Below are 22575 nucleotides of genomic sequence, written 5' to 3' on the forward strand. Positions count from 1 at the left end.
CCTTTACGCTTGATAAGAAAAGTTGACAGCCTCGGCGTTCAACCGTCAAGCGAAAAACATCTTTCTGATTTTGCTGACATTTTGGGCGACTACGGCCTTCATTGACAAATAAAATAGTCGTGAGATAAATATATTTATCATCGTTTGCCGAGAGGAGACCGGCCATGACGACCACGACCACCCCCCGCAAGACTCGCAAGACCCCGACCGCCGCGCGCACCGCGAAACCCGCCCGCGGCAAGGCCCCTGCGCCGGTGGCAACCGGTTCGAACGCCGCGCTCTGGGCGCGTCGCGAGGCCGCCGTAGCCCGTGGCGTCGGTTCGGCTGCGCCGGTCTTTGCCGCGCAGGCCGACAATGCTGAACTGTGGGACGTCGAAGGCAAACGTTACATCGACTTTGCCGGCGGTATCGCGGTTCTGAACACCGGTCACCGGCATCCCGGTGTGATCGCCGCCGCCAAGGCACAGGAAGACCGCTATACGCACACCTCTTTTCAGGTCATCCCCTACGAGCCCTACGTGGCCCTGGCGGAAAAGCTGAACGCGCTGGCGCCGGGCGATTTCGCCAAGAAAAGCCTGCTGGTCACCACCGGTGCCGAAGCCGTTGAAAACGCGATCAAGATTGCGCGCGCCCACACCGGCCGTCCCGGCGTGATCGCCTTTAACAGCGCCTATCATGGCCGGACGCTTTTGACCCTTGGGATGACCGGCAAGGTCACCCCCTACAAGAAGGATGTCGGCCCCTTCCCGTCGGATATCTTCCGCGCGCCCTTCCCCGATGCCCGTCAGGGCGTCACCGTCGAGGATTCGCTGAAAGCGCTGGAAATGCTCTTTCTCACCGACGCCCAGCCCGAGCGCGTCGCCGCCATCATCCTTGAACCTGTGCTGGGCGAAGGTGGCTATCACCCGGTCCCGACCGAGATGTGGCAGGCCCTGCGCGCGATCTGCGACAAACATGGCATCCTGCTGATCTCGGACGAAATTCAGGCCGGGTTTGCCCGCACTGGCACATGGTTCGCCATTGAGCATTCCGGTGTCGCCCCTGACTTGATCACCTGTGCCAAGTCCATGGCGGGCGGCTACCCGGTTGCTGGCGTTATCGGCCGCGCCGAGGTCATGGACGCGCTGGCCCCCGGCGGCCTGGGGGGCACCTATGGCGGCAACCCGGTGGCCTGCGCCGCCGCCCTTGCCGCTATCGAAGCGATCGAATCCGAGGGGCTTCTGGCACGATCGACCGCGCTGGGAGAGCAGATGCGCGCGCGCTTTGCCGACATGGGCGCCCGCGTGGCCCCCTATCGGATGTGGGACATTCGCGGGCTTGGCGCCATGCTGGCCGTCGAATTCGTCACCGACTTCGAAACTGCCACACCGGACGCCGCGCTGACAAAATCGCTGATCGCCCATGCCTTGGAACGCGGGTTGATCCTGCTGGCCTGCGGCATGCATGGCAACGCGGTCCGGATCATGGTGCCGCTGACCGCCTCGGACGCGATCATCGAAGAAGGTCTGGCGATCTTCGAGGCCGCGCTGGCCGCCGCCATCGCCGACGAACATCGCCACGCGGCGGAATAATCTCGGAAACTGGCGAAAAATGACAGGCGGCGCAGGGCAACTTGCGCCACTTTTTGCGGAACGCTGCAAGGCTGATAGACTCACCTGCGGCAAACTGAATGTTCCGCGATCCTGGAGGCGCGTCATGTCCCATATTTTCCCCCGCCACACCCGTCAGCAACTGCCCGTCGCCGTGGGCGGCGAGGGATGCTACCTGTTCGATGCCACCGGCAAGAAATACCTTGATGCCTCGGGCGGGGCGGCGGTGTCCTGCCTTGGGCACAATGACAGCACCGTGGTGGACGCGATCAAGGCGCAGTTGGATCGCGTGGCTTTTGCGCATACCGGGTTCTTCACGTCGGACCCTGCCGAGGCGCTGGCCGATCTGTTGATCGCAAACGCGCCGGGTACGCTGGATCGCGTCTATCTTGTTTCAGGCGGGTCCGAGGCGACGGAAGCCGCCATCAAGCTGGCGCGGCAATACTGGGTCGAAAAGGGCGAACCGCAACGCACCAAGCTGATTGCCCGCAAGCAAAGCTATCACGGCAATACCATCGGCGCGCTTAGCGCTGGCGGCAACGAATGGCGCCGGGCGCAATTCGGGCCTTTGTTGCTGGACGTAAGCCATATCGACCCCTGCTATGAATACCGTCTGCGGCACGAGGGCGAGAGCCTTGAGGACTACGGATTGCGCGCCGCACAGGCACTGGAGGACGAAATCCTTCGCCTTGGGGCCGAGAACGTCATGGCCTTTATGGCCGAACCGGTTGTCGGCGCGACCGCCGGGGCGCTGGCCCCCGCGCCCGGCTATTTCAAACGCATCCGCGAGATCTGCGACACATACGGCGTGCTGCTGATCCTTGACGAGGTCATGTGTGGCATGGGGCGCACCGGGTCGCTGTTTGCCTGCGAACAGGATGACGTCGCACCGGACATCGCCTGTATCGCCAAGGGTCTGGGCGCGGGGTATCAACCCATCGGGGCGATGCTTTGCTCGGCCGAGATCTATCAGGCGATCGAACAGGGCTCGGGCTTTTTCCAGCACGGGCACACCTATATCGGCCACCCGACCGCCGCCGCCTGCGGTCTGGCCGTGGTGGGCAGCATTCTTGAGCGTGGCCTTGTGGCCCGCGTGCGCGAACAAGGCGACAAGCTTGCCGCGCGGCTGGAGGACAAGTTCGGCCAGCATCCCAATGTCGGTGACCTGCGCGGGCGCGGACTGTTCCGCGGGATCGAGCTGGTCGCGGATCGTGACACCAAGGCCGTCTTTGATCCGGCCCGTGGCGTGGCTGCCAAGATCAAGAAAGCCGCCTTTGCAGAAGGGCTGATCTGTTATCCGATGTCGGGCACGGTCGATGGCAAACATGGCGATCACATCCTGCTGGCCCCGCCTTTCATCATAGAGGACGCGCAACTGGACGAACTGGTCGACAAACTGGCGCGTTCCATCGCGTCCGTGATCTGACCAACCAGCCCGTTGGCCCAAAATCCGCGGAATGCCCTGCGCCTCGTCAAGAGTTCGCGGGCGTTCCGCCATTCCCATGCGATGAGTGACATGACTTCTTTTTCCGATTTCGCCCCCATCCCCGACAGCCACTGGCCCCAAGAGATCGCGGGAATGCGCGACGGCTTCGCAGGCGGGCTGAACGTCTACCGGGTGATGGCCCATCATCCCGCGCTGCTGCGGGCATGGGCGCCGCTGCGCGATCATATCGTCAACCAAACCGCTCTCGGCCCGCAGAACTCCGAGGTGGTGATCCTGCGGACGGGCCACCGCCTTGGCTCCAGCTATGAATGGAACCAGCATATCGACCGCGCCCGCAAACGTGGACTGACCGATGCCCGCATCGCCTCTATCGCCGGTCCGCTGGATGCCATGTCAACGGATGACGCCATGATCGCCCGCGCGGTGGACGAACTGATGGACACACACAGCCTGTCCCCGGGCAGCGTTCAGGCGATTTCCGCGCAACTGGGCAAACATGCGCTGATGGACCTGATCGCGACAGTCGGCTTCTATTCGGTTCTGGGCTACACGCTGAACAGCTTTGCCGTGCCCCTTGATGAAGACATCGCCGAGGCGCTGCGGCAGGCCCCGCTTGACCCCGAAGGCGGTTGACCTCTGCCCTCCCGCCTCATGCGTCTGATCGGGGACAATTTTCCGCCTCCGCGACAAGTTGCGCAACCCGGTTGGATCGGCAGGGCCGGAACGGGGTGGATACGGCACGCGGCATCAGGCATGGTCGGCAGGCAGGCTCGCTGCGCCGGGCCGCGTCCCATTGATCTGGACGGGAGGGGATCATGAGCGAAAATGCACCCAGCATCACCGAGCTGGCACAGCGCCAGCGCGAAACCGCGGAGAAATTGCAGGCCCTGACGGCCAGGCTGATCACGGCGGTGTCGCGGCGCAAGACGCCCAATCCCGCGATCGACGCCCCCGGCCCGGACCTCTACCTCAAGACCGCAGCGGCGTGGTGGTCCAATGTCCTGTCCAATCCCACGCGCGCAATGGAAAAGCAGGCCGAGTTCTGGCAGGAGTCGATGAAGGCCTATGCCGACGCCCTGCATACGAAACAGGACGGCGAGACAGACAGTTCGTCTGACAAGCGGTTCGCCGGTGAAGACTGGGCCGCAAACCCTTGGTTCAATTACCTGATGCGCCAGTATCAGGTGACCTCCGGTGCCATTCGCGACGCGGTCGAGCATCTGGACACCCTGCCCGACAAGGAAAAGCGCCGCCTGCGCTATTTCTCGGACCAGATCGTCAACCTGATGGCACCCAACAACTTCCTTGGGTCCAACCCCGAGGCACTGCGCCGCGCCTTGGAAACCGAGGGCGCAAGCCTGCTGCAAGGGCTGGAAAACCTCGTCTCGGATCTGGAGGCGAATGACGGTGATCTTCTGGTCAAGCTGGTCGATGACGGCGCGTTCGAGGTTGGCGGCAATCTTGCAACCTCTCCCGGCAAGGTGGTGCTGCGCACCAAGATGATGGAGTTGATCCAATACGCACCCGCGACCGACGAGGTGCACGAGATCCCGCTGTTGATCTTCCCGCCATGGATCAACAAGTTCTACATCCTCGACATGAAGCCGCAAAACAGCATGATCCGCTGGCTGACCGATCAGGGCTTTACCGTTTTCGTCGCCAGCTGGGTCAACCCCGATGCCGAATACGCGGATGTCGGGTTGGAGGATTACATCAAGGACGGTTATCTCTCAGCCATCGAGACCGTCAAGAAGATCAGCAAACAGGACAAGATCAACGTCGTCGGCTATTGCATCGCCGGAACGACGCTGGCCATGACGCTGTCCTACCTCAAGAAAAAGGGCGATGCTTCGGTCAATTCGGCGACTTTCTTCACCGCGCTGACCGATTTCTCCGAGCAAGGCGAATTTACCCCCTTCCTTCAGGACGATTTCATCGACGGAATCGAAATCGAGGTAAAGCGCCACGGTTTGCTGCCCGCACGGGTCATGTCGCGGACCATGTCCTTTTTGCGGTCGAACGATCTTGTCTATGGGCCGGCGATCCGGTCCTACATGATGGGCCAGACGCCGCCCGCCTTTGATCTGCTGTTCTGGAACGGCGACAGCACGAACCTGCCCGGCAAGATGACGATGCAGTACCTGCGCGGCCTTTGTCAGCGCAATGAATTCGCCGAAGGCCGCTTTGAGTTGATGGGCGAAACGCTAAACGTCGAGGACGTGGAGATACCGCTGATGGCGGTGACCGCTCAGACCGACCATATTGCCGCGTGGAAGGATTGCTATCGCGGTGTCCGCAAGATGAGCAGCGAAAACAAGACCTTCATCGTTTCGGAATCCGGGCATATCGCCGGCATCGTGAATCCGCCCAGCAAGAAGAAATACGGACACTATACCAATACCAACCTGCAAGCCGACGCCGACACCTGGCTGGAGGCGGCAGATTTCCACGAAGGATCGTGGTGGCCGCGTTGGAAGGATTGGCTGGCGGAACGGTCCGGTGGCATGGTTCCGGGTCGCGTTCCCGGCAAGGACGGCGGCAAGGATCTGGGCGCGGCCCCGGGCACCTACGTCAAGGTCAAGGCGCGCTGATACAACGGCCCGCAAGGGGGATCTCAGGCCGGTTTCGGGCCGGTTTCGGGCGGGTTTCGGCCAGCGCGGCCCGTCTTTCCCTTGGTTCGCCCGCCGCGCGATCAGAAACGGTTGACCCGGTAGGGGTGCAGGTCAAGCTCAGGGGGTTCACCGCTGATAAGCTGCCCCATCAACCGAGCCGTCGTGGCGGCGTAGGTCAGCCCGAGGTGGCCGTGCCCCGTGGCATAATACACCCCCGGCGTCCGCGCCGAAGCCGAGAGGACAGGCACCGTATCAGCCATGGCCGGGCGATGCCCCATCCACTCGCTGGCTTGTTCGACACGCAGGTTGGGCAGCGCGGTACGGGCATGTTTGACCGTGATCCGGGATCGCCGCCAATCCGGTGGGGCATCCAGCCCCGCCAATTCGATTGTCCCGCCGATGCGCAGCCCCCCGGCGGTGGGCGAAACCATAAAGGCCTTGGCCGGCCAGATCAGGGAATGCCTCAGCGTCACGTCTGGCTGCATGATCTGCGTGTGATAGCCGCGCTCGGTCTCAAGCGGGATCGGTTCGTCCAGCTCCCGCGCCATGCCCGCGGTAAAAGCGCCGGCGCAAAGCACCGCTTCGGCACATTCAATCCGCCGTCCGTCCGCCAAGAGAACCGCGGTGATGCGATCCAAGCGCTCAAATCCCCGCACCTCGGCTTTGACAACCTGCCCACCCATGGCGACGAAACGTTCGACCAGACGCAGGACAATCCGATAGGGATCGCGCACGGTGCGATTGTCCGGCAGCAACAGTGCCTTGGCAATAACGGGGGAAATCTCGGGCTCCAGTTCCGTCAGTTCGGACCGGCTCAGCACCCGGTGGGCAACGCCGAACCGGGCGAGCATGTCCAGCCGCTCTTGATCGGCGCGGAACTCGACCTCGTCGGCATAGATCGACAGGCACCCGGTGTCCGAAAGCTCCTCTGACAGGTCAAGGTCGGCCAGCATTGCCTGCGTGTCGGCCAGCGCCCGGCAGCACAGCGCCGCGCCCTGCGCTTCCAAGTCGCGCAACCGTGTGGGCCGCGACGCCAGCACAAAGCGCCAGAACCACGGCAGCAAGCGGGGCAAATGCGCGGGCCGGACGGAAACCGGGCCTTCGGGGTCAAGCAACCAGCCGGGGATCTTGCGCCAGACCGACGGGCGCGACACCGGCATGAACTCGGTCACGGCGATCGAGGCCATGTTTCCATAAGACGCCCCCCGCCCCGGCCCTTCCCGATCGACAAGGATCACCTGCCGCCCGCGCCGCTGCAATTCATGAGCGACCGCCGCACCAATCACCCCGGCGCCGATGACAAGCGTTGGCCCGCCCTGCGCCACCCGTCAGCGCCCGTAGCGTTCGGCGGTCAGCCCGTCCAGCGACACTTCGGGCGTTCGGCCCAGAACGGTATCTGCCACGATGCGGCCCGACCCGCAGGCCATCGTCCAACCCAGCGTCCCGTGCCCGGTGTTCAGGTACAGGTTGTCATAGCGCGACGGCCCAAGAACCGGCGTGCCGTCGGGCGTCATCGGACGCAGACCGGTCCATCCCTCGGCTTTGCTCAGGTCGCCCCCTTTGGGAAACAAATCCCCGATCACATGGCGCACGGTATCCGTGGCATGGGGCCCAAGCCGGTTCGAATAGCCGGCAATCTCGGCGGTGCCGGCCACGCGGATGCGGTCTCCCAACCGTGTGATGGCAACCTTGTGGGTTTCGTCCATGATCGTGGATTGGGGTGCATCGGCATCCTGCGTCACCGGCAGGGTCACCGAATAGCCCTTGACCGGATAGACCGGCAGACGCACCCCTATGGGCGTCAGCACCCGAGGCCCATAGCTGCCCAGTGCGCAAACATACTTGTCGCCGCTTATCCGCCCGGCCAGTTCGGTATCCACGCCCGCGACACGGTCGTTTTCCACCGCGATGCCCCGGATCGACTGGCCATATTGAAATTCCACCCCCATGTCCGCGCATTTCTCGGCCAGCGCCACGGTGAACATGCGGCAATCGCCGGTCCGGTCGGCGGTCAGGCGCAGGCCGCCGACAAACTTGCCACGCACCCCGGCAAGGGCCGGTTCGACCGCGATACATCCCTCGGGGTCCAGCACCTCGAAGGGCGAGTCGTATTCGGCCAGGATTTCCTGATCCGCCTTGGATCCCTTCAGCTGTTTTTCCGTGCGGAACAGTTGCAGCGTGCCCTGTTCGCGCCCGTCATATTCGATCCCGGTCTCGGAAATCAGATCGGGCATCACGTCGCGCGAATAGTTCGAAATCCGCACCATGCGGCTTTTGTTGACGCGATAGCTGTCCTCGTTGCAGTTGCGCAGCATCTGCGCGCCCCAAGCCCACATCGTGGGGCTGATCAGTGGCCAGATGAACAGCGGGCGGCGCTTCATGAACAGCCATTTCACCGCCTTTACCGGAATCCCCGGCGCCGCCCAGGGCGAGGTCATGCCGTAGGACAATTCGCCCGCGTTGGCATAGCTGGTTTCCAGCCCGGGCCCCAACTGGCGATCCAGAACCGTGACCTCGGCCCCCGCCTTGGCGAGGTAATAGGCCGTGGTCACGCCGATCACCCCGGCCCCCATCACGATGACTTTCATGGCTGCACTCCCGGCAGATTTCAGCAGGCCGCTGTGACGATGATTTCCACCTTCAGTTCCTTGCGGGCGAGCTTGGCCTCGCCGCAGGCGCGCGCCGGGGCATGGCCTTCGGGCACCCATGCATCCCAAACGGCGTTCATCTCGGCGAAATCGGCCATATCGGCCAGCCAGATCACCACCTGCAACATCTGCTCGGGCGAAGACCCGGCCTTGGCCAGCAGCGACTCGACGCGAGACAGGCAATCCTTGGTCTGCTCTGTGACGGTGGCGCCGTCGCCAACCTGTCCACACAGGTAAGCAACGCCATTGTGTTTGACGATGCGGCTCATCCGGGTGCCCACGTCTATCCGTTCGATCATGTCATGGTCCTTGGTGGTTCGGGGTCGTGAGAATATGCCGCCAACCGGGGAGTTCGCCGGCAGGCGGATTGCTGGACGCGGGGCCTTGGCCGGTCCACATCCGACACCGACAACCCCAACATGACCCGGATGGTGTCACCGCCCGCGAAACACTTCAATCCCGCCCAGGCACACCCGGGCGGGATTTTCACGATGTGCAGGCAACCCTGCGCCGAATATCCTGCTTTTCAGGCGTCGACGTAGCTGCGCAGGGCGGCTTCGACCCCCTCCGCCCAGATCAATCGCAGCCAGTGGGCAAAGGCCTCGGCAAAGCGCGGTTCATCCGCAAGTCCGCCGTAGAACTGACGCTGTTCCAACCATGCTTGCGGATCGTTTTGCGCCGCATTTCCCGCCGCGACCAGATCCGGCCAAACCGGATCATTGGGCGCGATTTCGGTGCCATTCTCGCGGACGCCGGAACACATGCGTGCCCAAAGCGCCTGGCTCAGCGCCAGTCCTTCGATCGGCGTACCCGCGGCGGCGGCCTCGCGGATCACCGGAAGAACGGCGCCGGTGTGCCGGTTCGACCCGTCAAAGGCCACGCGGCGAACGGTGTCCGCGATCTTGGGGTTGGAAAACCTTTCGTCGATCAGATCGACATAGGCGGCGGGCGTCATGCCCGGAACGTCATGCACATGTGGCGACATTTCCGTCAGCGCCACCTTGCGGAACAGCCCGCGGATCAGAGGATGCGCCATGGTCTGATGGATGGTGTCCAGCCCGAGGATCTCGGCCGGGGCTGCAATTATCTGATGCCCCCCGTTGAGGATGCGCAGTTTCATCGCCTCGTAGTCATGGACAAGCTCGGAAATCGTGGCCCCGACCTGCTCCCATGCGGGGCGACCGGCACAGAACTTGTCCTCGATCACCCATTGGCGAAAGTTCTCGTGAGTGACGGGTGCCATATCGTCGACGCCGAAACCGCGCACCAAGGACAATTCCTGTGGGCCGGTGGCAGGCACGATGCAATCGACCATGGAATTCGGAAAAGTCACTTCGGCCCTGATCCACTCGGCCAGCGCGGGATCGACCAGTCGCGCAAGGCCGGTCACAACCTCCTGCATCTTGGTGCCATTGCCGGGCAGGTTGTCACAGCTCTGGCAGGTGAACGGCCCTTGCCCCGCCTCACGGCGCAGCCGCAAAGCGGCGACAATCGCGCCAAAGGCCGTCCGCGGCGCATCCATGTTGGCGATGTCGTGCTGAATGTCCGGATGCGACGGATCGAACTTTTTGGTCGCCGGATCAAGATAGTAGCCACCTTCGGTCACGGTCATGGCGACGATGCGAATGGCGGGATCGGCCATCTGGGCAATCAGCGGGCCATTGCCCTCTTCGATCGGGACATAACCGATCATCGACCCTACGACCTCGGCTGAACTGCCTTTGGGGTCCAGTTCGATCAGGGTCGTCAGATAGTCCTGCGCCGCAAGCTTCTGGCGCTGGGCCTCGTCGTAGGCGCGCACGCCTGCCCCGATGATGGCCCAGTCCATCGCCTGTCCCGCCTGCATCAGCCGATGCAGATACCACGCCTGATGCGCCCGGTGGAAATTGCCCAGCCCGATATGCACGATGCCCGGCGTCAGCGCCGAACGGTCATAGGTCGGGCGCAGGATGCCCTGCGGCAGTTGGTCCAGGGTCGCGTTGGAAAGCGGGATCATGACCTTGTCTCACTTGGTTTGCGGTTCTGCGTCACCGGCCATGGCCGGTGATCGCGGGGGCGGACAGGCGTGCCGCCATCAGCTCATCCACTGGCCGCCGTCGACGTTATATGTCTGCGAAACGATGTAATCGGCTTCGGACGAGGCGAGGAAAACCGCCATGCCGGTCAGATCGTCAGGCTTGGCAAATCGGCCCGCCGGGACACCTGCCTCGACTTCGCGTTTCTTTTGCCCCGGCGCCTTGCCTTCAAGCTTGGCAAACATGGAATCCACGTGGACCCAGTGATCGCCATCCACCACGCCCGGTGCGATGGCATTGACGTTGATGCCATGCTTGATGAGGTTCAGCCCGGCGGACTGGGTCATCGAAATGACTGCCGCCTTGGTGGAACAATACACAAGCACGAGCGGCTCCCCCCTCCGCCCGGCTTGTGACGCCATGTTGATGATCTTGCCTCCGTGCCCCTGCGCAATCATCTGGCGTGCCGCTGCCTGCATGGTGAACAGGGTCCCCGCGACGTTGACGGCGTACAACCGGTCAAAGCTTTCGCGCGTGATGTCGACCGTTTCGGCGGCATCGAACAGCGCGGCATTGTTGATCAGGATGTCCAGTTTGCCAGCCCGAGCGACCACCTCTGCGATGGCCGCGTCAATGCTGTCTTGACGGGTGACGTCAAGATGGACCGCAAAGGCACCCTCACCCAGATCGGCGGCGGCAGCCTTGGCCGCGTCGAGGTTGATGTCCCCGATCGCAACCTTTGCGCCTTCGCGCAGATAAGCCTCGGCGAACCCTTTGCCGATGCCGCGCGCGGCACCGGTAATCAGGGCGGATTTCCCGCTCAGCCGTTTCATGCGATCCGCAGCCCCTGAGCGTCGAATTTATGGATCATATCCTCGCGCGGGGTCAGGTGGATGGTGTCGCCGTGGCTGAAATCCACCTCGCCGCTGGCACGGACGGTCAGCGGATCGGCCAGCCCCGTGTCATGGATGTGAAAGAAGGTATCCGAGCCAAGGTGTTCGGCCACGCCGACAACCCCTTTCCACGGTCCTTCGGTGCCGACTTCGATATGTTCGGGGCGGATGCCGATGGTATGCGCGCCATGTTTGGCAGCCTCGGCACCTTCGATGAAATTCATCTTGGGCGACCCGATGAACCCGGCCACGAACTTGTTGCGCGGCGCGCGATACAGCTCCAGCGGGCTGCCCACCTGTTCGATGATGCCAGCCTGAAGAACCACGATCTTGTCAGCCATGGTCATGGCTTCGACCTGGTCATGGGTGACGTAGATCATCGTGGTGTCCAGCCGCTTGTGCAGCTCCGAGATTTCCAGCCGCATCCCGACCCGCAAGGCCGCGTCGAGGTTCGACAATGGTTCGTCGAAAAGAAAGGCCGCCGGTTCGCGAACGATCGCCCGCCCGATGGCGACACGCTGGCGCTGACCGCCGGACAGTTGGCCCGGACGGCGGTCGAGGTAATCGGTCAGGTTGAGCGCCTTGGCCGCCGACTGGATCCGCCGCTCTTGTTCGGCCTGATCAATGCCCGCCATTTTCATCGGGAAGGCAATGTTCTTGCGCACCGTCATATGCGGATACAGAGCGTAGGACTGGAACACCATGGCAAGGCCGCGCTTGGCCGGTGGCAGCATGGTCGCGTCCTGCCCGTCGATGCTGATCATGCCAGAGGTAACGTCCTCCAGTCCGGCGATCAGGCGCAGCAGCGTGGACTTGCCACAGCCCGACGGCCCCACGAAGACGACAAATTCACCGTCATTGATTTCCAGATCCAGCGGCGGAATGACATTCACATCGCCGAAGCTCTTCGTCACCTGGTTGAGCGTAATGCTTCCCATTGGTCGTCCCCTTATTTCACCGCGCCGAAGGTCAGGCCGCGGACGAGTTGCTTCTGGCTGAACCAGCCCATGATCAGGATCGGCGCAATCGCCATGACAGAGGCCGCCGAAAGTTTCGCGTAGAACAGGCCCTCGGGGCTGGAGTAGCTGGCGATGAACGCCGTGAGCGGTGCGGCATTCGCAGCGGTCAGGTTCAGCGTCCAGAAGGCTTCGTTCCAGGCGAGGATGATGTTCAACAGGATGGTCGAGGCGATGCCCGGCACCGCCATGGGTGTCAGCACATAGATGATTTCCTCGCGCAGGCTGGCGCCGTCCATCCGGGCCGCTTCAAGGATCTCGCCGGGGATTTCCTTGAAATAGGTGTACAGCATCCAGACGATGATCGGCAGGTTGATCAGCATCAGCACGATCACCAACCCGATCCGCGTATCCAGCCACCCGAGCTGGATGAACAGCAAATAGATCGGATACAGCACGCCGACCGCCGGCAACATCTTGGTCGACAGCATCCACATCAGGATGTCCTTGGTCCGCCGCGAGGGGACGAATGCCATGGACCATGCCGCCGGCACTGCGATGATTGTGCCCAAAAGGGTCGACCCACCGGCGATGATGATCGAATTCCACAGGAACGCCATGTAGTTGGACCGTTCCTGCACGACCGCGTAGTTTTCCAGCGTCCAGTCGAAGAACAGAAAGACGGGCGGGTCGCTGATGGCCTGCGCCTCGGTCTTGAAGCTGGTCAGGATGGTCCACAGGATCGGGAAGAAGATCAGCAGTCCCACGGCCCATGCCGCGGCGGTGTTGATCGTCTTTCGTTGTGTCGTGACGGTACGCGCCATGTTCAGAGCCTCCCGTCCCGGCCTTGCGCCGGGACCTCTGCGGTTGAGGGGTGGCCCCGGGTCGCTCCCGGGGCACGGCGGACAATTTGATCAGGCATCAAGGTTCTTGCCGACGATGCGCATCAGGAAGAGCGCGACGATATTGGCGAGGATGATCGCGTAGACCCCTCCGGCCGATCCCAGCCCGACGTTCTGGCTTTCCAGCACACGCTGGAAGATCAGGTAGGTGAGCGTCTTGGTCCCGAAGGCACCGGCGGTGGTCACGAAGATCTCGGCAAAGATCGACAGCAGAAAGATTGTCTGGATCAGGATCACAATGGTGATCGCCCGGCTGAGGTGCGGCAGGATGATATGAAAGAACCGCGACAGGGGCGGGGCGCCATCCATTTCCGCCGCTTCCAGTTGTTCGCTGTCCAGTGACTGGATCGCCGTCAACAGGATCAGCGTCGCAAAGGGCAACCATTGCCACGACACGATCATGATCAGCGAGGGCATCGAGGCCTGGCTAAGCCATGACACGGGCTCGGCCCCGAAAAACCGCCACAGATGCGCGAAAAGCCCATTGGTCGGATCCATGAACATGTTTTTCCAGACCAGAGCCGAGACGGTGGGCATGACAAAGAAGGGTGCGATGACAAGGATGCGAACCACTCCCTGCCCCCACATCGGCTGATCCAGCAGGATCGCCAGCAACACGCCCAGAAAGACCGTGACGACCAGAACGCCGCCCACGATGATCAGCGTGGTCACCACGCTGGGCCAGAAGGCGCTGGACGTCACGAACCGCACGTAGTTGTCGAAACCCGCCCATCCCAGATCGCCGCCGCGCAGCGGCAGGTACTTGCGGAAGGAAAACCACAGGGTCATGGACAGCGGAACAAGCATCCAGACCAGAAGCAGAAAGACCGCCGGGGCCATCATCAGCCGGGCAGAGGACCTCGAATGCTGGGTCGCCATGGTGCATCTCCTCCCTTGGCGGCCTTTGGCCACCCAGGTCTAGTTTCGGTTTTCATTGGTTTGAAACGATGTACCGGAGGGCGGTTGCCCCCGCCCTCCGGCCGGGAGGATGCCTCAGTAACCCGCGGCTTCCATTGCGTCGAGCGTCAGGGCCTGCGCCTTTTCAAGCGCTTCCGCGACAGTCTGCTGACCTGCGTAGACGGCCGAGAATTCCTGGCTCACATCGGTTGCGATGCCTGCGAATTCGGGGATCGCCACGAACTGGACGCCGACATAGGGAACCGGATCAACCGTGGGGTTGTTCGGATCCGCCGCAAGGATCGAGTCCAGCGTCATCTGTGCAAAGGGCACTTTCTGGTACTCGGGGTTCGCATACAGCGAGGTCCGCGCACCCGGGGGCACATTGGCCCAGCCTTCATTCGCCGCCACCAGTTCGATGTAGTCCTTCGAGGTTGCCCACTCGATGAACTGCTTGGCTGCGTCAGCCTTTTCCGTACCGGCGGGGATCGCCAGCGCCCATGCCCAAAGCCAGTTGGCGCGCTTTTCGACGCCGTCCTTGTTGGGGGCCAGGGCAAAGCCGACCTTGTCCGCGACAGTCGAGTCATTGGGGTTGGTCACGAAGGACGCCGCCACCGTTGCGTCGATCCACATGCCGCACTTGCCCTGCTGGAACAGCGACAGGTTCTCGTTGAACCCGTTGGTCGCGTAGCCCGGAGGACCGTAGTTGTTCATCATGTCGACGAAGAAGGTCAGCGCCTCTTCCCACTCGGGCTGGTCGAACTGGGGGGTCCAGTTCTCGTCGAACCAGCGCGCGCCAAAGGAGTTCGCGGTCACGGTGATAAAGGCACCGCCCTCACCCCAACCGGCCTTGCCGCGCAGGCAGATGCCGTTGATGTCGTTGTCGCGGTCGGTCATCGCCGCGGCGGCGTCGCGGATAAACTCCCACGTGGGGGCCGCAGGCATTTCCAGACCGGCCTTCTGCATCAGGTCGGTGCGGTACATGATCATCGAGCTTTCGCCGTAGAAGGGGGCCGCGTACAGCGTCCCGTCATGGCTCAGGCCGTTGCGCATCGCCGGCAGGATGTCATCCACATCATATTCCGCGGACAGGCCGTCCAGCGGAACCAGCCAGCCGTTCGCACCCCAGATCGGGGTTTCATACATGCCGATGGTCATGATGTCGAAGGCACCACCCTTGGTGGTGATGTCTGTGGTCACGCGCTGACGCAGGACGTTTTCCTCAAGCGTCACCCAGTTGACGGTATGCCCGGTCTTGTCGGTGAAATCCTGGGTCAGACCCTGCATGCGGATCATGTCGCCGTTGTTCACGGTGGCGATGGTCAGTTCCGCAGCGGTGGCCGAGGTTGCAACAACGGACACGAGGGCCGTCGCGGCAAGACATGCTGTCTTGAGTTTCATCAAAATCCTCCCTGGCTGATGAGTGCCGTAGGGACAGGTAGCGCATCACAGGGATTCGAGTCAACGTAAAACTTTACTCCCGTAAAGTTCTGCGCTGCAGCGAGGAAAGTTTTAGGCCGAGGACCGCAACACCAGCTTTCCTTCGAACAAGTATTCGGGCCGCTCTGCGCCCAACTCATCGCTTCGCCCCTCCAGCACGGCAAACAACGTCTGCAAGCTGTGCTCGGCGATGGATTTGTAATCCTGCGAAACCGTCGTCAGCGGCGGGCAGGTATAGCGCGACCATGGATGATCGTCGTGGCCAGCCACGCGCAGGGCGCACCCCTCTCCACGGCCGACACGCCAGCCGTTTTGATAGGCCGCCGTGATCAACCCGATGGCAAGACGATCATTCGTGCACAGCACCGTATTCGTGGGCAAGGCACGCTGAGAAATCAGCCGCGACCCCTCCTCAAGTCCGATCTGCTCAAAATCCCAGCCACCCCCTTTGGCCTGAACGATCATCGGCTCATGTCCAAACCGCTCCATCGCCTGAACATAGGCTTCGCGCCGCTTGTTTGCGTTTGGATTGACCGGCGGCATCTCAAAGAAACAAGGCGGCTCACCCGAGCGGCACAGATAATCGACAATCAGCGGAATACTTTGAAAATTGTTAGACCCGACAAAGGCTTTGCCAACTTTTACGTTGCTGTCAAAAACCACCGTCGGCACCTCATCCGCAAAGCGCCGCACCACATCCAGATCCGACCCGCGCCCAAGCGGAGCGATCAGCGCCCCTGCCGGGCGCAACGATTCCAGCGTCGCAAGCGCGTTGTTTTCCAACTCGCGATCCCCATGCGCGCTAAAGACGATCGGCCAATACCCCGCCTCGATGCACTTGCGCTCGATCAGACGCACCATTTCGGCAAAAAACGGATCCGCAAGGTAGGGCACCAGAATGCCAATGGTCTTGGTCAGCTTGCGGTTCTGGTTGATCGCAAAGATGTTCGGACGATAGTCGAATTGCTCCAGCGCGCTTTCCACCTTGGCGCGGGTCGTTTTCCGCACACTCTCCGGATCCTGGAAATACTTGGACAGCGTCGGACGCGAGATGCCGCTGACCTCGGCAAACTCTTCCATGTTCTTGATCCGCTTTCCCGCCATCAACCGCCCTCCTGCGTCTGCCCCGACAGGGCGGGGCATCAGAATACACCCCTTTTCTTTACGCGCGATATATTTCTTTCAAAGGTAGAGGCACATTCAATCAGCCGTCAAGCAGGGGGCCGCTTTTGCCCGACGCGGCAATGCGGCCCACCCGGATGTCAGGCAGCCTGTTCCCTTGTCCGCCCGGCCCCTCTATTCTGTCCCCTGCCCACAATCCAGTAGCCCCGCGAATGAACCTGACCCGCCCCTCCGCCGTCCCCGAGCAGCTGACCAAACGCGAAGTCGCTGAAATTGCGATCCGCAACGCCATTGAAACGGGCCTGTACAAGCCCGGGCAGGTCATCAGTCAGCGCCAGATCGCCGAAGACCTCGGCCTGAGCGTGACCCCGATCCGCGAGGCCGTGCTGGTCATGATGGGCAATGGCATTGTTGATCGGCACAAGCACCATTCGATCAAGGTCTGCGAGATCGACGAAAAGCGCCTGCGAGAGATCTTTTCGGTGCGCCGGATCCTTGAACAGCAGGCTGTGCGGCTGGCCGCTGCCAATATGACGCCCGAGATTATCGCCCGGCTCGACCGGTTGAACCGCATGCTGGACATCATGGAAGCCGGGGATGATCCCGCCACGATCAACCCGATCGACCGCGAGTTTCACCAGACGATCTTTGCCGCTGCCGGAAACGAGGCTCTGATCTGGACCATCGACAAGGTGAAGTCCTCCTTCCCGATGTACGCGCTTTGGGGCGAAAGCGGGCGGATCGGCAAATCCGTGGCCGAACACTGCGACCTGATCGAGGCATTGGGTGCCGGCGATGCCGAGGCAAGCGCCGAGGTTCAGGGCCGCCATCTGGCCAACGGGCTGGATGACTTGCTGATCTTTCTCGACCGCGAGAAGCAAGCACAGGCCTGATTCCCCCCTCTTCCAGCCTGAAAATCACCTGATTCGGGTCGCGCACGCCCCGAAACACCGCCCGTTTGCCTAAAATCCCGGCACAAGAGCAGACGCTTAGCGGCTGCCGTCACAAATTTGTTGCCAGCTTGCACATTATATATAATGGATAACGTAGCGTCGCCAACACGGCGACACCGATGCAAGGAAGTCGAAAGATGGGCATGAACAATCTCAAGTTTGCACGCAGGGCCGAAGTGCTCGGGAAATCGGTTTACGACCACGCCCCCGGCGTAATCATGCTGAGCGTGGGCTCGGCCTATCCGCCGGTCCTGCCCGACCTCTCACGCGAGGCGGCCTCCTCGGCGCAGAGCTACGTCAAGGAAGTGATGCAATACGGCCCGCTCATGGGTCTGCCGGAACTGCGCGAAGCGATTGCCAACTACGTGTCCGAAGACGGCGTGACCTGCACCGCCGACAACGTTCTGATCACCAATGGCGCGAAACACGCCACCGATCTGGCCTGCCGTGTGTTCACCGAGCCGGGCGACAAGATGATCGTCTGCGCGCCGACCTACATGACCACGCTGCAATGCCTGCGTCAGCACGGGCTGAACTTTGTCGCCATCCCGCAGGATGACGACGGAATGCGCACCGACATCCTTGAACAGCGCCTCAATACCATGCGCGAGAACGCGGAAACCCTGCCCAAGCTGCTGTTCGACGTGCCGGATTTCCACAATCCCACCGGCATCACCATGTCGCTGGAGCGCCGCAAGCACCTGCTGCGGCTGGCCGAGGAATACAACTTCATCATCCTCGAAGACGATCCCTATCGCCGCATCCGTTTCGAAGGCGAGGCCGTCGCGCCGATCAAGTCGATGGATGAAACCGGCCGGGTCATCGCCATCGGCACCGTGTCCAAGATCCTTGCCCCCGGTCTCCGCATCGGCTGGGCCGTCGGCGATCCCGAGATCATCCGCCGCATGGCGCTGCAGAAATCCGACGGCGGGTCCTGCCCCTTTACCCAGCGGCTGGTGATCGAGGCGATCCGCGCAAACAAGCTGCATGAACACATCGAAATCGTGACCAACACGATGCGCGAACACCGCGACGCGATGGTCGACGCGCTGGCCGAATACCTGCCGGACGCCAAGGTGCGCAAACCGCAGGGCGGCTATTTCCTCTGGGCCGAGCTGCCCGAGGATGTATCCGGTGACGAACTGGCCGCCAAGGCCGTGGAATTCGGTGTCGAAGTCGGCAGCGGGCGGCTCTGCTTCCCGGTCGAGGACCCGGGCAACTTCCTGCGCTTTTCCTATAGCTACGTGGATCCCGACACGATCCGCGAAGGCATCAGGCGCCTTGGCGAAGCCTATCGGGCATTGAAAGGCTGACCGCGCCGTGCGGAACTGAATATCCGGATCGGGCGCAGCCCAGAAGTTCACCAATGAACCGGCGTCCGATCCCCGCCCCTTACCAACCAGGAGACCAGACCATGAAGACGCTCTTCAAATCCACGCTTGCCGCGGCGGCGCTTGTTGCAGGTTCGATCCTGCCGGCCATGGCCGAAGACTGGGACATGCCGCTGCCTTGGCCGGACGGCAACTTCCACACCAAGAACGCACATACCTTTGCCGAGGAAGTGGCCAAGGTCACCGAGGGCCGCGTGACGATCACCGTGCATTCGGGCGGCTCGCTTGGCTTCAAGGGGCCAGAGATGCTGGGCGTGATCCGTGACGGTCTGGCGCCCATCGGTGACGTCTATCTCAGCCAGCAGGTGGGCGAAGAGCCGATCCTGGGTATCGAGTCCATCCCCTACCTTGTCAGCGGCTATGACGAGCTGCGCGAGCTGCACGCACATTTCCGCCCCGTGGTCGAAGAGGTTGCCGCGCGCCACAATCAAAAGGTTCTCTACATGGTGCCCTGGCCCGCGCCCGGCATCTATACCAAGAAAGAGGCCAAGACGCTGGAGGATCTCGCCGGGGTCAAGATCCGAACCTATTCCAAATCGACCACCGAACTGTTCGACGCCATCGGCATGACCGCGGTGCAGCTGCCCTGGGGCGAGGTCGTCCCCTCTCTGGCGGCCGGCACCATCGACGGTGTGACCACCTCCGCCAGCTCGGGTGTGGACGGCAAGTTCTGGGAATTTCTGACCCATTTCTACCCCACCGGGCACGTCTGGTCCTCGGATGCGATCACCGTCAACCTCGACGCGTGGAACGGGCTGAGCGAGGAAGACCGCGCCGCCATCGAGGACGCCGCCAAGCGGCTGGAGCCCGAGTTCTGGGAGGTCAGCCGTTCGGAAGACGCCGCCAAGATGCAAATTCTTGTCGAGAACGGCATGGTGATCGGCGAGGTCACCCCGGACATGCTGTCGGCGATGCGCGCCGCCACCGAAGACCAGAAGGCGGCCTTTCTGGCTGCAACCCCGGCCGCCAAGGCCGTGCTTGACGCCTTCGCTGGCAACTGAACGTCAGCTTCCCGCAACAGACCGTCCCCGCGCGCCATCCGCGCGGGGACCCCAGACAGGAAGCGCCTGACATGACACGACTTCTCGACATTCTTGACCGTATCAGCCGCCTCACGGCGATCCTTTCGGTCCTCCTCGTCTTTGGCATCGCGGTGCTTATCATCGCCGAAGTGGTGTCACGCTGGGCCTTCAACCACTCGCTCAGCTTTGCATGGGAATACAGCGCCTATTTCTTCGCGGTCGCGGTGTTCTGCGGCGCGGCCTACACGCTGCGGACCGGCGGGCATGTGCGCGTGGCCCTGCTGCGCGGCTTGCTTGGCCCGCGCGGCCAGCACTGGATGGAAATCTTTGCCACGCTGATCGGTGTCGGCATCACGCTTTTTGCTGCCAACGCCATGGTCGCCTTTGCATGGCGGTCCTTCCAGCGCGGCAGCGTTTCGCCCACGGTCGACGCCACACCTTTGGCGATCCCGCAGGGGGCCATCGCCTTTGGCCTTGTCCTGCTGGCCTTGCAGATGATCGCCCGGTTGCTGCGCCTCTTTCTGAACGAACCGCCCGAGGACGAGGACGCCCTCGAATCCTTCGGCGCCGAATGACACGCAGGGAACAGCCGCAATGATCGCCTTTATCGCACTTACCATCGTCTCCTTGCTGGTCCTCGCACTGGGCACCGGCGTCTGGGTGGGGCTTGCGCTCTACTTCGTCGGGATCGTCAGCCTGTCGATCTTCAAGGGGATGCCCGTGGACAAGCTGTTTGCGCAGCTCACGTGGAATGCCTCGACCACGCCGGAACTGATCGCCCTGCCGATGTTCATCCTGATGGCCGAGATCCTGTTCCGTTCCAAGCTCTCTTCATCGCTGTTTTCCGGGCTGACCCCCTGGACCACCCGCCTGCCCGGCCGCCTGCTGCATGTGAATGTCATGGGCTGCACCCTGTTCGCCGCCGTGTCGGGCTCCTCTGCCGCGACCACCGCCACCGTGGGCCGCATCACCATGACCGAGCTGTTCAAGCGCGGCTATGACAAGGATCTTGCCATGGGATCGCTGGCTGGCGCGGGCACGCTGGGCTTTCTCATCCCGCCGTCGATCATCATGATCATCTACGGCGTACTGGCCGAGGCCTCGATCCTCAAGCTGTTCATCGCCGGGATCGTGCCGGGGCTGCTGCTGGCGATCTGCTACATGGGCTACCTTGGCCTGCGCACGACCATCGACCCCACAAAAGTCCCGCAAGAGGACCTCAGCGCCACATGGCATGACCGGATCATTGCGCTGAAACACCTTGGACCGGTGCTGTTCCTGATCATCGTGGTGATCGGATCCATGTACGGTGGCTTTGCCAGCCCGTCCGAAGCCGCCGCCGTCGGTGTGCTGGGCGCCATCATCGTAAGCGGGCTGCAAGGCACGCTGACACGGGAAAGCATCATCCAGATCGCCTATGGATCGATCCGCACGATCTCGATGATCGGGCTGATCGTGGCAGCCGCCTCGTTCCTGTCCTCGTCGATGGGCTATCTTGGCGTGCCCCGCGCCGTGGCCACAATGATTTCCGAAATGGACCTGACGCCCTTCATGCTCATCATGTTGCTGCTGGTCTTTTACATCGGGCTGGGCTGCGTGCTGGAGGGCATGTCGACCATCGTTATGACCCTGCCGATCACCCTGCCCCTGATCGAGGCCGCCGGTTTCGACAAGATCTGGTTCGGCGTCTTCCTTGTGGTCGTGGTTGAAATGGCACAGATCACGCCCCCGGTCGGGTTCAACCTCTTTGTCATACAGGGCATGACCGGCGAAAAGATCAGCCGCATCGCCCGCGCCACCTTTCCTTTCTTCCTGATCATGATCGCGCTTGTCTTCCTGATCACGGTCTTCCCCGGAATCGTCACCTACCTGCCCGGTCAGGTGGAATTCCGCGGCTAACTTCGGAGGCTTCCAATATGCCCGTCATCGACCTCAACTCGGACCTCGGCGAAAGCTTTGGCGCCTACACCATCGGCCATGACGACCAGATGCTGGACATCATCAGCTCGGCCAATGTCGCCTGCGGCTTTCACGGCGGCGACCCGCTGGTGATGCATGACACGCTGGTGCGCGCAGGCAAGAACGGCGTTGGCATCGGCGCACACCCCGGTTTCAACGATCTCTGGGGGTTTGGCCGCCGCCAGATCAAGATGGATGTGGCCGAAGTCGAAAAGATGCTGATCTACCAGGTGGGCGCGATCCAGGGCATGGCCCGCGCCACCGGCACCGAGGTCACGCATTACAAGATCCACGGCGCACTGGGCAACATGGCCTGCGTCGACGCCGATCTGGCGATGGCCGCGGCGCGCGCGGTCAAGGCGGTGGCACCGGAACTGCTGTTTGTCGTCCTGCCGATGAGCGAACTGGAAAAGGCGGGCGAAAAGATGGGCTTGCGCATGGCGCGCGAGATCTTTGCCGACCGCGCCTATGACGACAACGCCATGCTGGTGCCGCGCGGCACACCCGGCGCAATGATCCATGATGCCGAAGTCGCCGGCCCCCGCATCCTGAAATTCATCGAGGACGGCGCCATCGAAAGCCTCTCGGGCAAGCGCATCCCGGTCCGGATCGACACCGTCTGCGTGCATGGCGACAGCCCCGCCGCAGTCGACATCGCCCGCAACCTGCGCGGCCAGTTCGAGGCTGCCGGCCTTGACATCGTGCCGATGCACAAGACGCTTGCCTGAC

At 62.4% G+C, this 22575-nt stretch carries 20 protein-coding genes; 10 read left to right on the forward strand and 10 right to left on the reverse strand.

All coding sequences use genetic code 11. From position 1 onward, the window contains the following. The first annotated feature begins 164 nt into the window (after nucleotides 1-164). The 4 genes from gabT to KJP30_RS19405 all read left to right on the forward strand — a co-directional run bounded on the left by gabT (nucleotide 165) and on the right by KJP30_RS19405 (nucleotide 5627). On the forward strand, nucleotides 165-1571 hold the full coding sequence (gene gabT / locus KJP30_RS19390) for a 4-aminobutyrate--2-oxoglutarate transaminase (protein ID WP_218451023.1): 1407 nt from the start codon (nucleotides 165-167) through the stop codon (nucleotides 1569-1571). Nucleotides 1572-1695: 124 nt separating this feature from the next. Further along, complete coding sequence (locus KJP30_RS19395; protein WP_218451024.1) at nucleotides 1696-3015, forward strand: aspartate aminotransferase family protein; 1320 nt, start codon at nucleotides 1696-1698, stop codon at nucleotides 3013-3015. Nucleotides 3016-3096: 81 nt separating this feature from the next. Then, nucleotides 3097-3669 carry a carboxymuconolactone decarboxylase family protein gene (locus KJP30_RS19400; RefSeq protein WP_343222798.1) on the forward strand — a complete coding sequence of 191 codons (573 nt, stop codon included), beginning with the start codon at nucleotides 3097-3099 and terminating at the stop codon, nucleotides 3667-3669. Nucleotides 3670-3851: 182 nt separating this feature from the next. Then, nucleotides 3852-5627, forward strand: coding sequence for a PHA/PHB synthase family protein (locus KJP30_RS19405; protein ID WP_218451025.1), 1776 nt, complete (start codon nucleotides 3852-3854; stop codon nucleotides 5625-5627). Nucleotides 5628-5728: 101 nt separating this feature from the next. Here KJP30_RS19405 and KJP30_RS19410 read toward each other — a convergent pair whose 3' ends face one another. The 10 genes from KJP30_RS19410 to KJP30_RS19455 form a co-directional block, all read right to left on the reverse strand. Next, complete coding sequence (locus KJP30_RS19410; RefSeq protein ID WP_218451026.1) at nucleotides 5729-6973, reverse strand: NAD(P)/FAD-dependent oxidoreductase; 1245 nt, start codon at nucleotides 6971-6973, stop codon at nucleotides 5729-5731. A gap of 3 nt (nucleotides 6974-6976) precedes the next feature. Beyond that, entirely contained in the window at nucleotides 6977-8236 is a 1260-nt protein-coding gene (locus KJP30_RS19415; protein ID WP_218451027.1) for a D-amino acid dehydrogenase, read from the reverse strand. Between the two features lie 20 nt (nucleotides 8237-8256). Next, nucleotides 8257-8595, reverse strand: coding sequence for a RidA family protein (locus KJP30_RS19420; protein WP_218451028.1), 339 nt, complete (start codon nucleotides 8593-8595; stop codon nucleotides 8257-8259). Nucleotides 8596-8822: 227 nt separating this feature from the next. Further along, nucleotides 8823-10292 (reverse strand): mannitol dehydrogenase family protein, encoded by a 1470-nt coding sequence (locus KJP30_RS19425; protein WP_218451029.1) that lies wholly within the window; start codon nucleotides 10290-10292, stop codon nucleotides 8823-8825. 78 nt (nucleotides 10293-10370) lie between these two features. Further along, nucleotides 10371-11144, reverse strand: coding sequence for an L-iditol 2-dehydrogenase (locus KJP30_RS19430; protein ID WP_218451030.1), 774 nt, complete (start codon nucleotides 11142-11144; stop codon nucleotides 10371-10373). Continuing rightward, nucleotides 11141-12142 (reverse strand): ABC transporter ATP-binding protein, encoded by a 1002-nt coding sequence (locus tag KJP30_RS19435; RefSeq protein ID WP_218451031.1) that lies wholly within the window; start codon nucleotides 12140-12142, stop codon nucleotides 11141-11143. The genes KJP30_RS19430 and KJP30_RS19435 overlap by 4 nt, the downstream gene beginning before the upstream one ends. An 11-nt stretch (nucleotides 12143-12153) precedes the next feature. Beyond that, nucleotides 12154-12984 carry a carbohydrate ABC transporter permease gene (locus KJP30_RS19440; protein WP_218451032.1) on the reverse strand — a complete coding sequence of 277 codons (831 nt, stop codon included), beginning with the start codon at nucleotides 12982-12984 and terminating at the stop codon, nucleotides 12154-12156. Between the two features lie 90 nt (nucleotides 12985-13074). Further along, nucleotides 13075-13941: a carbohydrate ABC transporter permease gene (locus KJP30_RS19445; protein WP_218451033.1), complete on the reverse strand. Its 867-nt coding sequence runs from the start codon at nucleotides 13939-13941 to the stop codon at nucleotides 13075-13077. Between the two features lie 114 nt (nucleotides 13942-14055). Beyond that, nucleotides 14056-15360: an ABC transporter substrate-binding protein gene (locus KJP30_RS19450; protein WP_218451034.1), complete on the reverse strand. Its 1305-nt coding sequence runs from the start codon at nucleotides 15358-15360 to the stop codon at nucleotides 14056-14058. A gap of 111 nt (nucleotides 15361-15471) precedes the next feature. Continuing rightward, complete coding sequence (locus KJP30_RS19455; RefSeq protein ID WP_218451035.1) at nucleotides 15472-16503, reverse strand: LacI family DNA-binding transcriptional regulator; 1032 nt, start codon at nucleotides 16501-16503, stop codon at nucleotides 15472-15474. Nucleotides 16504-16733: 230 nt separating this feature from the next. Here KJP30_RS19455 and KJP30_RS19460 point away from each other — a divergent pair, with 230 nt between their 5' ends. From KJP30_RS19460 to KJP30_RS19485, 6 genes are all read left to right on the forward strand, one after another. Beyond that, nucleotides 16734-17414, forward strand: coding sequence for a GntR family transcriptional regulator (locus tag KJP30_RS19460; RefSeq protein ID WP_218451036.1), 681 nt, complete (start codon nucleotides 16734-16736; stop codon nucleotides 17412-17414). Between the two features lie 203 nt (nucleotides 17415-17617). After that, entirely contained in the window at nucleotides 17618-18787 is a 1170-nt protein-coding gene (locus KJP30_RS19465; RefSeq protein WP_218451037.1) for an aminotransferase-like domain-containing protein, read from the forward strand. A 101-nt stretch (nucleotides 18788-18888) separates the two neighbouring features. Beyond that, the gene (locus KJP30_RS19470; RefSeq protein WP_218451038.1) at nucleotides 18889-19866 is read left to right on the forward strand and encodes a TRAP transporter substrate-binding protein; all 978 of its coding nucleotides are present in this window, start codon (nucleotides 18889-18891) and stop codon (nucleotides 19864-19866) included. Nucleotides 19867-19937: 71 nt separating this feature from the next. Next, a complete protein-coding gene (locus tag KJP30_RS19475; RefSeq protein WP_218451039.1) occupies nucleotides 19938-20462 on the forward strand; it encodes a TRAP transporter small permease subunit in 525 nt (174 codons plus the stop codon). A gap of 22 nt (nucleotides 20463-20484) precedes the next feature. Continuing rightward, nucleotides 20485-21786: a TRAP transporter large permease gene (locus KJP30_RS19480; RefSeq protein ID WP_425515725.1), complete on the forward strand. Its 1302-nt coding sequence runs from the start codon at nucleotides 20485-20487 to the stop codon at nucleotides 21784-21786. 17 nt (nucleotides 21787-21803) lie between these two features. Next, nucleotides 21804-22574: a LamB/YcsF family protein gene (locus tag KJP30_RS19485; protein ID WP_218451041.1), complete on the forward strand. Its 771-nt coding sequence runs from the start codon at nucleotides 21804-21806 to the stop codon at nucleotides 22572-22574. Nucleotide 22575 lies beyond the last annotated feature (1 nt).

Source organism: Antarctobacter sediminis (genome assembly GCF_019218285.1).
GTDB lineage: Bacteria > Pseudomonadota > Alphaproteobacteria > Rhodobacterales > Rhodobacteraceae > Antarctobacter > Antarctobacter sediminis.

Excerpts from the sequence above, each read along its gene's own strand:
- KJP30_RS19400 (WP_343222798.1), top strand. The coding sequence starts at position 3,097 with ATGAGTGACATGACTTCTTTTTCCGATTTCGCCCCCATCCCCGACAGC.
- KJP30_RS19445 (WP_218451033.1), bottom strand. The coding sequence starts at position 13,941 with ATGGCGACCCAGCATTCGAGGTCCTCTGCCCGGCTGATGATGGCCCCG.
- KJP30_RS19440 (WP_218451032.1), bottom strand. The coding sequence starts at position 12,984 with ATGGCGCGTACCGTCACGACACAACGAAAGACGATCAACACCGCCGCG.
- KJP30_RS19485 (WP_218451041.1), top strand. The coding sequence starts at position 21,804 with ATGCCCGTCATCGACCTCAACTCGGACCTCGGCGAAAGCTTTGGCGCC.
- KJP30_RS19420 (WP_218451028.1), bottom strand. The coding sequence starts at position 8,595 with ATGATCGAACGGATAGACGTGGGCACCCGGATGAGCCGCATCGTCAAA.
- KJP30_RS19465 (WP_218451037.1), top strand. The coding sequence starts at position 17,618 with ATGAACAATCTCAAGTTTGCACGCAGGGCCGAAGTGCTCGGGAAATCG.
- KJP30_RS19430 (WP_218451030.1), bottom strand. The coding sequence starts at position 11,144 with ATGAAACGGCTGAGCGGGAAATCCGCCCTGATTACCGGTGCCGCGCGC.
- gabT (WP_218451023.1), top strand. The coding sequence starts at position 165 with ATGACGACCACGACCACCCCCCGCAAGACTCGCAAGACCCCGACCGCC.
- KJP30_RS19455 (WP_218451035.1), bottom strand. The coding sequence starts at position 16,503 with ATGGCGGGAAAGCGGATCAAGAACATGGAAGAGTTTGCCGAGGTCAGC.
- KJP30_RS19450 (WP_218451034.1), bottom strand. The coding sequence starts at position 15,360 with ATGAAACTCAAGACAGCATGTCTTGCCGCGACGGCCCTCGTGTCCGTT.
- KJP30_RS19405 (WP_218451025.1), top strand. The coding sequence starts at position 3,852 with ATGAGCGAAAATGCACCCAGCATCACCGAGCTGGCACAGCGCCAGCGC.
- KJP30_RS19415 (WP_218451027.1), bottom strand. The coding sequence starts at position 8,236 with ATGAAAGTCATCGTGATGGGGGCCGGGGTGATCGGCGTGACCACGGCC.
- KJP30_RS19425 (WP_218451029.1), bottom strand. The coding sequence starts at position 10,292 with ATGATCCCGCTTTCCAACGCGACCCTGGACCAACTGCCGCAGGGCATC.
- KJP30_RS19470 (WP_218451038.1), top strand. The coding sequence starts at position 18,889 with ATGAAGACGCTCTTCAAATCCACGCTTGCCGCGGCGGCGCTTGTTGCA.
- KJP30_RS19435 (WP_218451031.1), bottom strand. The coding sequence starts at position 12,142 with ATGGGAAGCATTACGCTCAACCAGGTGACGAAGAGCTTCGGCGATGTG.
- KJP30_RS19460 (WP_218451036.1), top strand. The coding sequence starts at position 16,734 with ATGAACCTGACCCGCCCCTCCGCCGTCCCCGAGCAGCTGACCAAACGC.
- KJP30_RS19395 (WP_218451024.1), top strand. The coding sequence starts at position 1,696 with ATGTCCCATATTTTCCCCCGCCACACCCGTCAGCAACTGCCCGTCGCC.
- KJP30_RS19475 (WP_218451039.1), top strand. The coding sequence starts at position 19,938 with ATGACACGACTTCTCGACATTCTTGACCGTATCAGCCGCCTCACGGCG.